General features: G+C 59.7%; 11 protein-coding genes. 5 read left to right on the top strand and 6 right to left on the bottom strand.

The window, feature by feature from the left end:
* The first annotated feature begins 154 nt into the window (after positions 1 to 154).
* Both FIV05_RS10615 and FIV05_RS10610 read left to right on the top strand, forming a co-directional pair.
* The gene (locus FIV05_RS10615) at positions 155 to 967 is read left to right on the top strand and encodes a tetratricopeptide repeat protein (RefSeq protein ID WP_023003502.1); all 813 of its coding nucleotides are present in this window, start codon (positions 155 to 157) and stop codon (positions 965 to 967) included.
* Positions 968 to 1,137: 170 nt separating this feature from the next.
* Positions 1,138 to 1,998, top strand: coding sequence for a sulfotransferase (locus FIV05_RS10610; RefSeq protein ID WP_152509539.1), 861 nt, complete (start codon positions 1,138 to 1,140; stop codon positions 1,996 to 1,998).
* A 61-nt stretch (positions 1,999 to 2,059) separates the two neighbouring features.
* On the opposite strand, the gene FIV05_RS10605 is transcribed toward FIV05_RS10610, so the two are convergent.
* The 4 genes from FIV05_RS10605 to FIV05_RS10590 all read right to left on the bottom strand — a co-directional run bounded on the left by FIV05_RS10605 (position 2,060) and on the right by FIV05_RS10590 (position 5,712).
* Positions 2,060 to 2,731: a pseudouridine synthase gene (locus FIV05_RS10605; protein ID WP_152509538.1), complete on the bottom strand. Its 672-nt coding sequence runs from the start codon at positions 2,729 to 2,731 to the stop codon at positions 2,060 to 2,062.
* A 109-nt stretch (positions 2,732 to 2,840) separates the two neighbouring features.
* Positions 2,841 to 3,122 carry an aa3-type cytochrome c oxidase subunit IV gene (locus tag FIV05_RS10600; protein WP_023003505.1) on the bottom strand — a complete coding sequence of 94 codons (282 nt, stop codon included), beginning with the start codon at positions 3,120 to 3,122 and terminating at the stop codon, positions 2,841 to 2,843.
* A gap of 155 nt (positions 3,123 to 3,277) precedes the next feature.
* On the bottom strand, positions 3,278 to 4,657 hold the full coding sequence (locus FIV05_RS10595) for an AarF/ABC1/UbiB kinase family protein (RefSeq protein WP_152509537.1): 1,380 nt from the start codon (positions 4,655 to 4,657) through the stop codon (positions 3,278 to 3,280).
* Between the two features lie 167 nt (positions 4,658 to 4,824).
* Positions 4,825 to 5,712, bottom strand: a complete 888-nt coding sequence (locus FIV05_RS10590; RefSeq protein ID WP_152509536.1) for an SDR family oxidoreductase — start codon at positions 5,710 to 5,712, stop codon at positions 4,825 to 4,827.
* Positions 5,713 to 5,809: 97 nt separating this feature from the next.
* Here FIV05_RS10590 and FIV05_RS10585 point away from each other — a divergent pair, with 97 nt between their 5' ends.
* Positions 5,810 to 6,667 (top strand): helix-turn-helix transcriptional regulator, encoded by an 858-nt coding sequence (locus FIV05_RS10585; RefSeq protein ID WP_152509535.1) that lies wholly within the window; start codon positions 5,810 to 5,812, stop codon positions 6,665 to 6,667.
* Here FIV05_RS10585 and FIV05_RS10580 read toward each other — a convergent pair.
* Complete coding sequence (locus tag FIV05_RS10580; RefSeq protein ID WP_152509534.1) at positions 6,654 to 7,556, bottom strand: DUF3445 domain-containing protein; 903 nt, start codon at positions 7,554 to 7,556, stop codon at positions 6,654 to 6,656. The genes FIV05_RS10585 and FIV05_RS10580 overlap by 14 nt on opposite strands.
* Positions 7,557 to 7,567: 11 nt before the next feature.
* Positions 7,568 to 9,394, bottom strand: a complete 1,827-nt coding sequence (locus tag FIV05_RS10575; protein WP_229004916.1) for a M3 family oligoendopeptidase — start codon at positions 9,392 to 9,394, stop codon at positions 7,568 to 7,570.
* 189 nt (positions 9,395 to 9,583) lie between these two features.
* Between FIV05_RS10575 and FIV05_RS10570 the strand changes: the two genes are divergently transcribed.
* Together FIV05_RS10570 and FIV05_RS10565 are read left to right on the top strand one after the other, a co-directional pair.
* The gene (locus FIV05_RS10570) at positions 9,584 to 11,158 is read left to right on the top strand and encodes a sigma-54 dependent transcriptional regulator (RefSeq protein ID WP_152509532.1); all 1,575 of its coding nucleotides are present in this window, start codon (positions 9,584 to 9,586) and stop codon (positions 11,156 to 11,158) included.
* A 235-nt stretch (positions 11,159 to 11,393) separates the two neighbouring features.
* Positions 11,394 to 13,217 (top strand): DUF882 domain-containing protein, encoded by a 1,824-nt coding sequence (locus tag FIV05_RS10565; RefSeq protein WP_152509531.1) that lies wholly within the window; start codon positions 11,394 to 11,396, stop codon positions 13,215 to 13,217.
* The last annotated feature ends 64 nt before the right edge of the window (positions 13,218 to 13,281 follow it).

Raw genomic sequence — 13,281 nt, 5'->3', positions numbered from 1 at the left:
CTAAGGCCGACCGAAGTTCCGGTCGGCTTTTGGCGTTTTGCGGGGAATGCATCCGGCTTGGTTCAAAGAGCCCGAAGCAGCCATACTCCCGCCCTATTGGAGGCAGATGAACGGCATGTCTAATCGCTTGACCCTTAGAGATCGTATGTGCCGCATGCGCAAGTTTCTGCCCCATGCAACGTTGCTTGGCCTTGCAGCCGTGCTGTCGGCCTGCACCACGGGCGTCTACGACGATGTGCCGACCAATGCTTCGGCCGGGTCTTCGACCAACATCGCCTCTCTGACGGCGGTGATCGATGCCAATCCGAACGATGCAAGCGCCTACAGCACCCGCGGCATTGCCTACGGCCAGGCCGGCAAGCTGGACAAGGCGGTCGAGGACTTCAATCGGGCTCTGCAGCTCAACCCGCAGTCCTACCAGACCTATGCCAACCGCGGCCTTGTCTATCGCCGCATGGGCCAGAACGATCAGGCGGTCTCCGACTACACCCGCGCGATCAACATCAAGCCGGACTATGACGTGGCCTATGTCGGGCGTGGCAACATCTATCGCCAACAGGGCAACTACAACGCTGCCCTTGCCGACTTCAATTCCGTCATCACCCGTGACAGCAGCGATGCCCGTGCGTTCTACAATCGCGGCCTGATCTACCAGGCGCAGAACCAGCATCAGCGCGCGATCGAGGACTTCGCGACCGCCATCGGCCTCAACCCGAAGGCAAGCGCTCCCTATATCGCTCGCGGCATCTCCTACATCGCTGTAAACGACCCGAACGCCGCCTTCTCGGATCTGTCGATGGCCGTCAACCTCGACCGGGATTCCGCAATTGCCTGGGCAAACCGGGGCCTCGCCCAGGAAATGCTCAACAATCCGAAGGATGCGCGCCGGAGCTACACCCGCGCGATCACGCTGGACAACTCCAACAAGATTGCCCGCGAAGGTCTTGGCCGCGTCGGCAACGGCTGATCCGGCCACGATATTCAGCAAGCCTTTTCATCCAATATCGCGCCCGCACATCGCTGCGTGCGCAGGTTGCGCAATCGCACCCTTTTCGACGTCAACGTTCATTCGTGTTAGCGTTTTCAAAGCGATTCGCCACGAAGCCGTTCCAGACGAAGAAAAGCCAGCTTCGCACCATGACAGCCAGTCCCATTCTCGTAACTTCGCCAACCACGCGTTCAGGAACAACGCTCCTGCAGCGGCTGATCACGAGTTCGGAAAACGGAATTTGCTACGGGGAAACCTGTGGTCGCCGCATCATCAACTTGTGCGAGTTTGCGCATAAGGAGATTGTAAACGTCCAGAACAACCAGGAACGGCAAGCCTTCGAATGGAACAATATCCTCGAAGAGAACTATGACTACTGGATGGTTGGTCTGGATCTGCCGGCAGAATTTCCAACCCATGCGCTGGTTGGAGCCGTGCAGGTCTACAGGCAGAGCTACGACGATGCGACGCAGGCAATCGACAAGGATATCTGGGCGGTAAAGGTTCCCAATGTTTCCTTTCAAAGCGTCGTCAAGACGTCGGACCTGATCAGCGACCTCAAATGCATCTACATCTATCGGAATGTCTACGATGTCCTGCGGTCGCAGAAGTCGAAGGGCTGGATCACTGACCTGTCGAAGCTTGTGGAAGGCTGCACCGAGTGGATCGCAAACACGGAAGTGATCGTCACGCTGAAGCGCAATCAATTCGAAAACCTGCCGGCAATGCTGCACGTCGTCGAATATGAGGACCTGACGGAAAACCTTCAGGAGAATATCGACCGGATAGAGGCCTTCACCAATCTAACGGGCATCAAGCCTGAAGTGGCCGACACGAAGATCAACACCTGGAAACCGACGTCAGCAACGAACTTCGAGCCAGAAGTTTCCTATACGCCGCCTCAAAACCTGTCCCGTCAGGAATGCGAAATCATCGATAAGATCTGCGGTCACCGCATGCGGGAGCTCTATCCCGACCTGCAGATGGAAAGATATCTGGCGAACGCCTGACCGCGACCTTGGACAGCCGTCTTGAGCTGACCGGCAAACCAATCACCATCACCAATGATCGTCAGAACGGTACTTCGGACCGGAAACAGATCCGCTCCCCATGCGCCGGATGGTGCAGTTCAAGCGTTTCGGCGTGGAGCGAAAGCCTGCTAGAGGCTGTCAGCGCCTCACCTTCCGAATAGAACCTGTCGCCGGTGATTGGATGCCCGAGCGAAAGCATGTGGACACGCAGTTGATGCGACCGTCCCGTATGGGGAAACAGCCGAACCCGCGTCGTCAGTTCTTTCCGCTCAAGTACCTTCCACCTGGTTAGTGCAGGTTTGCCAAACTCGAAGCTGACCATCTGCTTGGGCCTGTTCGGCCAGTCGCAAACGAGCGGCAGATCAATTTCTCCCTCGTCTTCTGACGGGCTCCCCCAGATATCGGCAATGTAGGTCTTGAGCGTCTTGCGCCGTTCGAACTGAAGCCCCAGATGCCGATGAGCTGCGGGGTTCCTTGCCAGAACCATGACACCGGACGTATCCATGTCGAGCCGGTGAACGATCCGCGCATCTGGGAAGCGCTCCTGCGCGCGGCTTTCGACGCAGTCGCCATGTTCGGCAGCCTTGCCTGGCACGCTCAAAAGCCCGCTCGGCTTGTCGATCACCAGAAGATCGTCATCTGCGTGCAGAACCGTCAGAAACGGCTCCAGCGGCGGGTCATAGACAAAGGATGCTGGCGCGGCTTGGCTCATCGCACTTGGGGTCCAAGAACAAAAGGAAAAGGCGCGGATCTGACCGCGCCTTTCCAAAAACAGATTTGTTCGTCTGTGCTGGCCGGACCATGAAGGCCGGAGGCTTAGCTCAGACGGTCAGGATCGCCAGGATGCCGCTCAGAACGAAGACAGCTGCAGGCGGGATCCAGCCGGATGCACCCAGAGCCATGCCGACAGCGGTGGCAATGAGGGTTGCGATCAGCAGCAGCCAGCCAAAAACGGTAGCAGCGGTGCCGCCAAAGGCGAACATGATCAGGCAGACGACAATGGTCAGGACTGCGATCGTGCCGATCTTGGAGAAGTTGATGAACCCCTCGTAAGTCTGCTCGTGAGCGTCATAGTCCATTGCGGGCGCAGTTTCGTCAGACATGAAGTCCCCCAGGAAAATTCGATAGTCGGCAGCCTACATACAATAAAGCCTGCCGGTTCGGCAATGACGGGAAGTGCACAATTCGTCACACAGGTCGCGACTTTTTGACAGCTTTGGCTTTGGCATCCCGTTCCGCACTGAAATCCTTCGCACAATCAGGCAGCATGTGAGGCTCCGGCAAGCCCGGCTGAAGCCAGTACATCGTTCTGGCGCTTGCGCACGGTTGCCGCTTCAAAACCGTCGATCTGCTCGTTGAACAGCTCAAAGAAATTGAGTTCCGCCCGCAGGTGCAGGAACACTCCGCCCAACCCGATTGCCGCCCGGTCCATGAAGACGAACTCCTGCGGCACTGTCAGCGGCCCCAGTTGCTTCAGGGCGGAATGAACGCGGAAGGCTTCCTTGCGTCCGTATTCGGCAGCCGACACGCCGTCCGCGATCGATCGGACCCGGTCACTGAGCAGAGGACCGTAGATGAACCTTGCCCAGATGTTCAGGACCTCGATGACTTCCTTCTTCAGGTCTTTGAAGCCCCAGCGCTCATAGGCCGCGACGACCCGATCGTCATTTTCTTCCAGCAGGCCACGATAGAGTTCGACGACGCCCTCGACAAATGCCTCGGGGAAGATGCGGATGCAGCCGTAGTCCAGCAGATTGATGCCCGCCGGAGCGCCTTCCTGCTCGAACACGGTGTAGTTGCCCAGATGCGGGTCACCGTGAATGACGCCGAAATGACTGAACGGGTGCCACCAGGCATGGAACATGGTCCTGGCGAGCAGATTGCGCTCGTCCTGGCTGTGTTCCTTGTAGTCGAGCAGAGGCTTACCGGTGATCCACCCCATTGTGAGCAGGCGCTTGGTCGACAGCTCCGGGATTACTTCGGGTACGCGGATACGGTCGAAGTCTCCCAGGATGCCCTGATAGACGGCGATATGTGCCGCCTCCCTGGCATAGTCCAGCTCCTCACGGACCCGGGCGCTGATTTCCTTGGCGATCTCGCGCGTATCGATGGCCGGGCTCATGCGCCGGTGCAATGAAAACAGCATCTGCAGTTGCTTGAGATCCGCCTCGACTGCAGAAGCCATGTCCGGATATTGCAGCTTGCAGGCCAGAACGCGCCCATCATGGCCGGTGGCCCTGTGCACCTGTCCAAGGGAAGCCGCTGCGGCCGGCTCCTTGCCGAATTCGGCAAACCGGCCTTGCCAGTCCGCACCGAGCTCGGCCCGCATCCGGCGTTTGACGAAGGCCCAGCCCATGGGCGGTGCACTGGCCTGCAGCTTGGCAAGTTCGGTCGTATATTCCGGCGGCAATGCATCCGGGATCGTCGACAAGAGCTGTGCCACCTTCATCAAGGGGCCTTTCAGCCCGCCAAGGGCCGCGGCCAGTTCGGCCGCGTTCTTGGCATTGTCGAGTTCCATGCCGAACAACCGTGCCCCGGCCACCTTTGCGGCAATGCCACCCATGTTGGTGCCGACTTTGGCGTAGCGCCCCATGCGGGCGCTGAGGCGGTTGCTTTCACGGTCTTTGCTGTCGGCCATGCGGTGGCGGGCTCCCTTGTAACAACTGGCGTTCCGGGAACGCCCGATGCATCGAACCGTTGGATACGGTCTCCTGGCACTACATATGAACTACCGCAACAATATCCAGCTCCACCAGCCGCTATTCCGACGCAGGCGTCCAACTGCCCGGGAACGCCCGGCTGTTTTCAGAAATAGCCGCTCCTGCCGATATCCGCGAGCAGGCCGCATTCTTCCGGCTGCCAGCCGAGCGCAGCCCTGGTCCTGTCGCAGGACGCAGGACCATCCATTCCGGCAAAGAGACCCAGGAAGCCAAAATAGGATTCTGCGTCTTCCGGGGTGAGCGAGCGCACGGGAAGGCCCAGCCCGTGGCCGATTGCCTGGGCGATTGCGCGGAAAGGAATGCCCTCTTCGCCGATTGCGTGAAAAGGACCATCTGTATCCGGTGTTTCAAGTGCCAGACGATAAGCCCTTGCCGCATCCAGACGGTGCACTGCGGGCCAGCGGTTTTCTCCATCGCCAACATAGGCGGCAAACCTCTTCTCCCGGGCGATGCCGATCAACATCGGGACAAAACCATGATCCCCCGGTCCATGAACCGAGAAAGGCAGACGGACCACTCTGGCGTTGATCCCGGTCTTCACCAACTCGGCCGCGGCGGCTTCGGTAGCTCTGGGATAGGCCGATGAGGTTGGAACCGCCGGATCGGCTTCTGTTGCCACCGGTCCGGACCGGACAACGGCAACACCCGAGGTAACCAGCATCGGCCGATCTGTTCCGGATAGCCCCTCGCCGAGGGTCAGAATGGCGGCACGGTCTTCCTCACAGCTTGCGGCAAAGCGCGAAAAATCATGATTGAACGCCGTGTGCACGACAGCGTCACTTGCCCTCGCTCCATCACGAAGGCTGGTGTGATCCTCCAGTGACCCGATCTGCACTTGTGCCCCTTGAGACCGGAGGAGCGCGGCCCCTCTTTCCGATCGGCTGAGGCCAAGCACCTGATGGCCTGCCTGCAACAACTCCGAAACGACTGCGGAGCCAACAAACCCTGTTGCGCCGGTAACGAAAACTCGCATGAAAACACTCCGTTGGTTGAACGGCGAGCAGTCTTGCGGCAATATTTATCCAGTTAAAGTAGTGACTTTATACAGGTATAATGACTGACAGGATAAGATGGCGGATATCCAGGAAGACAATAGACTGGGCCGGTTCCTGAAGGATCGCAGGGCAAAACTGGATCCCGCCGCATTCGGTATTCCCCTCACCCGCCGGCGAACGCCGGGCCTGAGGCGCGAAGAAGTCGCACACCGCGCGAATGTAAGCGTCACCTGGTACACATGGCTTGAACAGGGACGTGGCGGTGCACCTTCGGCCGACGTCCTTGACCGGGTTTCAAAGGCCCTGATGCTGACGGATGTCGAACGCGAGCATCTTTATCTTATCGGGCTCGGCCGTGCCCCTGACGTTCGCTACCAACCGCAGGAAGGCGTGTCGCCCCGACTTCAGAACGTTCTGGATGCCCTGGAACAGACCCCTGCCATGATCAGGACCCACACTTGGGACGTCGTTGCCTGGAATCGCGCTTCTTCGGCCGTCCTGACCGACTACGCCAGCTTGCCCCCCGGCGAACGCAACATTTTGCGGTTGATCTTCAGCGACCCGAGGGTCCGCAATATCCAGGCGGATTGGGAAAGCGTCGCCCGTTTCGTCGTCGGTGCTTTTCGGGCCGATGTGGTACGCGCCGGCGCCGCATATGAAACCACAACCCTGGTAGAGGAATTGTGCCAGCTGAGCCCGGATTTCGAACGCCTGTGGAAGGACCATGACGTCCTCGCCTCAGACGACCTTACCAAGCGGTTGAAGCACCCTGTGGCCGGCTGGATGAGCCTTGAATGTTCGACCTTTGCCGTAGACGGCCGTGCGGACCTTGCGATGATGGTCTACCACCCGGCGAGCGCTGAAGACCGGGAAAAGGTCAGGACACTGATTGACGCTCAGCACACAGCACGATCTTCCGCTAGCCGAGACTGATTTTTTCCAGCGCCCGGGCCAGATCGTCCCGTGTTGCCACGAGGCCCTTGTAGGCAAGCTGATCCGGATCAAGCGCAAGAAGCTGCTTGCGGAGCCCTTCCGCCAGCCCTGCACGCCCTTCCTGCGCTTCCAGTGCCGCCAACGGATCGTGATGGATCTTGATGGTGAACAGGATATCGCCGGACCCGGGCAGACGCCGCAAGGTTTGCCGCTCGACCCGGAGGAAAAGCTGGGCCAGTGCACCGTCGTCAATCTTGACGCGGATCTGTTTCGGCAAGGGATGGTGAAGGTCGCCGTCGGGATAGATCGACCAGTTGAAGCGCTCCAGAAACTGTCCGGCTTTCAGATTGTCGAATATCCGGGCCACCATCATTCCCATGCGGCTTCCGTTGAAGCCGGGAACATTGTCGTGAATGCCCGTCATGGACTGGCCGAACTTCTCCGCCAGAGACCAGGACGAGGGAAAACAGAGCGCGGCAGCCGTGAGCCTGTAGCCGTCCTGACCGGGCCGCATCAAGACAAGATCTTCCTGTACAAGGCTTGCAGCCGTTACGAGCGTCGGAGACCCGGCAAGCGGGATGCGCGCGCCGGTGGCGACGATCTCGACTTCGGCATCCCCGACCCGGTGGGTATCTGCATGAAACCGCGAGAGGTTTTCCGTGAGGAGGCCCAGGACCTCCTGCTGCGCGGCGTCTGTGTCCGGCTCTGCACGGAAAACCGTTTCCAGATGATCGGAAAACAGCCGTTTCTTCTCACCCAGATGTTTCGCCAGAAAGGGATCGGGTTCCAGCCAGGCCTCTTCACCGATCGGCTTCAGACCGACGGTGAAAGGCTGGCTGGTGCCGTCATAGGGCGTGTGGTGGAAGGGTGGCAGCGCTGTCCGTGTCATCGGAAACCGCGTCAAGCCTCTTCCAGGGCTTCGAGTTCGTCGATGATCCGCTCGATCACCGACAGGCCCTTTTTCCAGAAATCCGGATCGACCGCGCTCAGTCCGAACGGAGCCAGAAGTTCGGAATGGTGCTTGGTACCACCAGCCTTCAGAAGATCGAAATACTTCTCCTGGAAGCCGGTCTCCGCTTCCTCGTAAACCGCATAAAGCGAGTTCACCAGGCAATCGCCAAAGGCATACGCATAGACATAGAACGGAGAATGGATGAAGTGCGGAATATAGGTCCAGAAGGTTTCATAGCCTTCACTCAACTTGATCGCCGGACCGAGGCTTTCGCCCTGCACGGACAGCCACAATTCACCGATCTTGTCCGACGTCAGCTCGCCATTGCGCCGTTCCGTGTGAACCTTGCGCTCAAAGGTGTAGAAGGCGATCTGGCGCACCACGGTGTTGATCATGTCCTCCGCCTTGGAGGCCAGCATCACCTTGCGGGTCTGCGGGTTGTCCGCCTTGGCAAGCAGGGATTTGAACGTCAGCATCTCGCCGAAGACGCTGGCCGTTTCCGCCAGGGTCAGCGGTGTCGGCGCCATCAGTGGTCCGTTGGGTGCCGCCAGCACCTGGTGAACGCCGTGACCCAGTTCATGGGCGAGGGTCATCACGTCGCGGATCTTGCCCTGGTAGTTGACCAGCACATAGGGATGTGCGCTTGGCACTGTCGGATGGGCAAAGGCACCGGGCGCCTTGCCGGAGCGGGCCGGCGCATCGATCCAGCGCCGGTCGAAGAACCGGCCTGCGATTTCCGCCATGTCGGGTGAAAAGGCGCTGTAGGCGGACAGCACCGTGTCCTTCGCTTCGTCCCAGGGGATCACCCGCGTGTCGGCATTCGGCAGAGGTGCGTTGCGGTCCCAGGTGTTGAGCTGGTCCATGCCCAGCCACTTTGCCTTCAGCTTGTAGTAACGATGCGACAGGCGCGGATAGGCGTCGCGCACGGCTGCCACCAGCGCATCGACAACTTCCCGCTCGACCCGGTTGGAAAGATGGCGGCTGTCGGCAATATCCGTGAAATTCCGCCAGCGGTCGGAGATTTCCTTGTCCTTGGCCAGCGTGTTGGTGATCAGCGTGAAGGTGCGCAGGTTTTCCTTGAAGGTCTGCGTCAGAGCTTCCGACGCCTTGCGGCGGGTATCGGGCGAAGAATCCACCAGCATGTTGAGCGTCGGTTCAATCGACAGTTCCTGGCCGTCGACATCGAACGTCAGCGAGGCCATCGTCTCGTCGAAGAGCCTGTTCCAGGCACCAGCGCCCGTAACGGACTTTTCGTGGAACAGTTGCTCCACCCGGTCTTCCAGCTGATAGGGCTTGCCTTTGCGCAGATCCTCGATCCACGGCAGGTAATGTGCAAACTGGCTGTCCTGGAGTGCAGTTTCCATCACGCCATCATCGATCTTGTTCATCTCCAGCGTGAAGAACAGAAGATGCGAACTTGCTGTCGTTATCTGCTCCTGCACATCGCCATAGAATTTCTGCGACGCGGGTTTGATCGTGTTTTCCGAATAGACAAGGCCGGCGAAGGAAATCAGCCTGCCCATCAGGTCTTCAAGTTCCTCATAGGCGCGAATTGCGGTGACCAGCGCAGAAACGTTGCTCTGCGCCATTTCGGCCAGTCGCCCCTTGTAGGACGTCTCGAAGGTTTTCGACCGCTCCAGGATCTCCTTCAGGTCGGCAGCAACCTCCGGCGCGTCGACGGCGGGATAGAGATCCGTGAGGTCCCATTCGGGAAGCGCTCCGAGATCTCCTGAAGCGGCGGCCTGGGGGGCATGGACGGGATGTGGGATGGGCAAGTTTTTTCTCCGGTGCGCCTGCGGACGAACGGGTCCGGCAATCATCTGTTGTTAGAATTAGTAGGCCGGGAAAAGGTCCGCCTGCAATCTGACTGTGAAAACTTTTTTGCCTGCACTTGGACGATTTGTTTACCCAATTGCGACCAGAATGGTTCGAAACGAGACAATTCGGGACGAGCGAAACCGCCAATGCAAGCACTCAGCGGCAAAATTCTCATTGTTGACGACGATCCCATCCAGCGCAGGTTGCTTCAGGAAGCCGTGAAAAAATTCGGCTACCGGTCGAAAACGGCCGAGAATGGGGCCGAAGCGGTGCGCATCATGTCGAGCCCGGAAGCCAGCGAGATCGACCTGATCATTCTCGACATGGTGATGCCCGAGCTCGACGGTCTGGGCGTTCTGGAACGTCTGCGCTCCGACAAGAACGCAACGCCGGTCATCGTTCAGACCGCCCATGGCGGCATCGATACCGTGGTCAACGTCATGAATGCGGGCGCGCAGGATTTCGTGGTCAAACCGGTGGCGCCGGAACGGCTCAATGTCTCGATCCGCAATCTTCTGAAGACATCCGCTCTGGAAGGCGAGATCACACGGATCCGCAAACAGGCCTCCGGCACGCTGACCTTCGCCGACATCATCACCCACTCGCCGGCCATGGAACGGGTGATCAATCTGGGCAAGCGCGCCGCCGCGTCGAACATTCCGATCCTGATCGAGGGGGAAAGCGGCGTCGGCAAGGAAATGATCGCCAGCGCCATTCAGGGCTCCAGCGACCGCAAGTCCAAACCTCTGGTCACGGTCAACTGCGGTGCGATCCCCGACAATCTGGTTGAATCGATTCTCTTCGGCCACGAGAAGGGCGCATTCACCGGCGCGGTCGACAAGCATGTCGGCAAATTTCAGGAAGCTCATGGCGGAACACTGTTCCTGGACGAAGTTGGCGAGCTGCCTCAGGAAGTTCAGGTCAAGCTGCTGCGCGCCCTGCAGGAAAGCGAGATCGATCCGATCGGCGCTCGCCGCCCGGTGAAAGTGGATTTCCGTCTGATCTCGGCAACCAACCGCCGCCTGATCGACCAGGTGAAGGAAGGTGTCTTCCGGGAAGACCTTTATTACCGGCTCAACGTTTTCCCGATCTGGATCCCACCGCTGCGCGACCGGCGAGAGGACATTCCCGCGCTTACCCGCCATTTCCTGGCCCGTTTCGCGGCAGAGGAAGGCAAGCCTCAGGTGGCCGGCGTTACCGCGGACACGCTCGCGATGCTCCAGGAGTATCACTGGCCGGGCAATATCAGGCAGCTGGAGAACGCGGTATTCCGCGCTGTCGTCTTGTGCGACGGCCCGCAACTGACGATCAACGATTTCCCGCAGGTTGCCGCGGCAACGGAACAGACCGCCACTCCGGGCGCAACGCTCCAGCCGCAGGGACAGATGGCCTACCCGGACCGGTTGTCCGGAGGCGATCTTGCCGCAGCGCCGGTCCGCCCGAGCGAACCCTCGGTTCCACCGCACCACACCCCCTCGGTTCCCGCCCCTCAGGCAGGTTTCGAGCAAGCGGCTCCCTTCGGTTTCATGCGCAACCTCGATCAGGACGGCCATGTCCGCAAGTTGACCGATATCGAGGAGGAACTGATTCGCGCAGCGATCAATCATTATTCCGGACGCATGACAGAAGTTGCCAAACGGTTGGGAATCGGCCGATCCACGCTCTATCGCAAGCTCAAGGAATACGGATTGGACGAGAGCGGCAAGGACGCGGCAGCCTGAATTGAGGCAAATCATAGCGCAAACTGTCGATTTCGACGATATTTTGACGCATTCTCCGGGTAACCACCGCTACCGGAGCGTTTTTGCACTACGCGCTTGCGCCGTTGCAGTTCTGCAACGATTATCAGCGAAGCGAAAATAGGGTAAAAACTTCTTAACCTGCGGCAGCTAGGCTATGCATCCTGCTGGGGAGCACGGGATGGGTGAAAGCCCTCTGAAAACGGCGAGATAGAGATTGCGTACACGGTTAGTTGATTTCGACGCCGTCGGTTGGCTGAAGCGTGCCGCGAAAGTGGCCGGCGCGTTTGCTGTCGTGTCTGTGTGCCTGGTCACCTTTGCCCAGGCCGAGACGCGTACCCTGAAGCTGTACAACACGCACACCAAAGAGCGTGTGTCGATTACATTCAAGAAAAACGGCCGCTATCTGCCGGATGGTCTGCGCGAAGCCAATCGCTTCCTGCGCGACTGGCGCCGTAACGAAATGACCAAGATCGATCCGGAACTGCTGGATCTGGTCTGGGAAGTATACCAGAAGGTGGGCGCAAGCCAGCCGATCCACGTCGTTTCCAGCTACCGGTCTCCCGCAACCAACAACATGCTGCGCAAGCGGTCCTCTGGCGTTGCCAAGAACAGCCAGCACACGCTCGGCAAGGCGATGGACTTTTTCATTCCCGGCGTGAAACTTGCCAACCTGCGTGCCACTGGCCTGCGCAAGGAAGTGGGCGGCGTCGGCTATTATCCGAGATCCGGTTCCCCCTTCGTGCACATGGACACCGGCAGTGTCCGTCACTGGCCGCGCATGAGCCGTTCCGAACTGGCTCGCGTGTTCCCGGACGGCAAGACACTTCACTTTCCGTCTGACGGCAAACCTATGAGCGGCTACAAGGTTGCGCTTGCCGAAAGCAAGTCCGGCCGGTCGAGAAGTTCCAAACCGACGATCGTCGCGTCCAACACGCGCTCAAGCTCTTCCAATGGCCTGAGCACACGCGACCAGAATCTGACCCGACCGGGCAAACCGATTCCGGTAACCGCGCAGGATGACAACACGTCCTCCGGCGGCGGCAACCTGTTCGCCAGCCTCTTCGGCGGCGGCAATAACCGCGACAACACCTCCAAGCGTCCGGGAGCCGTCGGCAACACGCCGCCGGCACCGGTTGCCGAAGCCCCGGCTGTGGTGATCGAAAATCCGCCTGTTCCCAGCCGGAAGGTCCTGGAAAGCGAACCGGAAGCACCGGCAGCAGCGCCGATTGTCGTGGCCAGCAACGCACCGATCGTGAAACCGCCTGCGGATATTCCCGCCGTGGCGGCAAGCAAGACACCCCCACCCGCACCGAACACGCTTGATGCACAGCGATTTGCAATCGAGACCGGGCAACCGACCGCGCCGACACAAGGTGCAAACCCGGCTCCCGAGAAAGCAATCGACTCGCGGTTCCAGGTAGCCTCGCGCACGCCCCAGCAGAAACCCAGCAAGGGTCTTAGCGATGCTGCCAAGGTTGCAGCGGCAAATCTCGGTCTGACCGGCGATGTTCCCGTACCGGGCTCCGCTCCGACCGATGATCCGGTCGCAGCCATTGCCGCGGCAACGGGCACATCCGTGCCGTCTCCGGTGCCCGCACCACGTTCGGAAACGACGCTCGCCTATGCTTCGGCCTCTGCAACACCGCCGAGCCTGAGCCGCTCGCTGCGTCCGTCGGTAAGTGAACCGGCACGGGCACAGGCCAATAGTCCGGCAGCCGGCGCCACCGCCAAGACAGCCCCTGCACGTCAGCCATCCGTTTCAGGCCGGATCCCGCGTGATCAGATTGTCGATCCGCTTGCCGGCTTTGCAAGCCTGCCGGACAAATCCGCTCCGACGCTTCTGTCCGGGGCAGGCACCACGCGTCATCAGACCTTCGCGTGGCTCAGCCACCCCAACCAGCGCCAGCTGAAGAATGTGATGATGCCGGGCAACCGCTTTGTCTCCGCCAGCTTTGAAAACAATCCTTACGGCGACCTGCGCACAGACCGGTTCGACGGTCCGGCAGTGGTCATCCTTCCGGTACGCTTCGCGCGCTGAAGCGTCGACCAATGACACAGTGAGCACAAAAAAAGAGCGGCTTTTCAGCCGCTCTTTTTTCTTG

It is taken from the genome of Labrenzia sp. THAF191a, assembly GCF_009363335.1.
GTDB classification, from domain to species: Bacteria; Pseudomonadota; Alphaproteobacteria; order Rhizobiales; family Stappiaceae; genus Roseibium; species Roseibium algicola.
This window is presented reverse-complemented; position numbering and strand designations above follow the sequence as displayed.